The following is a 952-nucleotide window of genomic DNA, read 5'->3' on the forward strand; positions in this document are numbered from 1 at the left end:
CTTCATAAACGAGTGCTGCTTCGTTGGTTGTCGTGTTGCGCAGTATAACGGCGTGCCGCAGCGGTCGCCCCGCGTAGCGCCTCAAAGAGGTGTGCCTTCTGCCTTTCGGGGAGGCGAGCCGCTTGCTACGCTGGTTTTGTGGCCATCGACGAGAAGCAGAGGTGCGCGAATGTTTCTGTGTTATCTGATTGATCCGCGCCATCGTACCGTCGTAAAGGTAAATGACGGCTTTTGATCGCGCGTCAGAACTGCTTGCGAGCGAAGCTCTGGAACTTCAATCGCTGTGGCGAGCCATGTCAGATCCTGATTTTCGGTCGACGTCGTGTATTCACCGGGCGACGCTGAGGAACCCTGGTTTCGAGTACGTCTGACACATTCAGGCAAGCCACTGGAGCTCGTCATCGCAGGCAAGGGCGTGCTCATCGCATGGGGCGCCGTACCCGGCGACATTGCGAGCCAGATCGCGACCGCCCACGCGCTTGAGGCTCACATCGAATATCCTGGCGACCGGCACACGGCTGCCGCCGACTGGCTCAAATCCGAACTCGGCTGAGATCGACGCATCCCCGCAAAACGCGCTGGCACGAAAGGCCGCCGCGTGCGTCGTCACGGGGCATCGTCCTGACAGTACGCTCTAGGCGCGTTTGCGCGCCATCTGGTCCAACGCGAAAGCGCTCAAGCCGGTCGCTTGCATCAGCAACAGCCGCGAGCGGTGCACGACGTAACTGCCTGTCGTAGGTCGAGACGATTACAGCAAATTGCCGGAAGCCGTTCTCGTCCAGTGACCACACGCCAGAGTCCCGGCCGCGATCGAAGGCCGCTGAGATGACGTCCTCGGCGTCTCGCATCTGTTCGAAGGTGGCTTCACCGTAGCCCGCCTCTGCCAGTAACCCGGTGAGGATCATTGCCTGGCAAAGGGTCTGCGCCGCTCCGGCATTGCCCATTCCCCGCC

General features: G+C 61.1%; 2 protein-coding genes. One reads left to right on the forward strand and one right to left on the reverse strand.

The window, feature by feature from the left end; genetic code table 11:
* Positions 1-322 precede the first annotated feature (322 nt).
* Positions 323-553: a hypothetical protein gene (locus AABE10_RS36220; RefSeq protein ID WP_342937841.1), complete on the forward strand. Its 231-nt coding sequence runs from the start codon at positions 323-325 to the stop codon at positions 551-553.
* On the opposite strand, the gene AABE10_RS36225 is transcribed toward AABE10_RS36220, so the two are convergent.
* Positions 534-952, reverse strand: a 419-nt coding sequence (locus AABE10_RS36225; RefSeq protein ID WP_342937842.1) for a hypothetical protein, incomplete at its 5' end; no start/stop codon positions are given. The genes AABE10_RS36220 and AABE10_RS36225 overlap by 20 nt on opposite strands.

Source organism: Paraburkholderia diazotrophica, from assembly GCF_038900755.1.
In the GTDB taxonomy this organism is placed as follows: domain Bacteria; phylum Pseudomonadota; class Gammaproteobacteria; order Burkholderiales; family Burkholderiaceae; genus Paraburkholderia; species Paraburkholderia diazotrophica_A.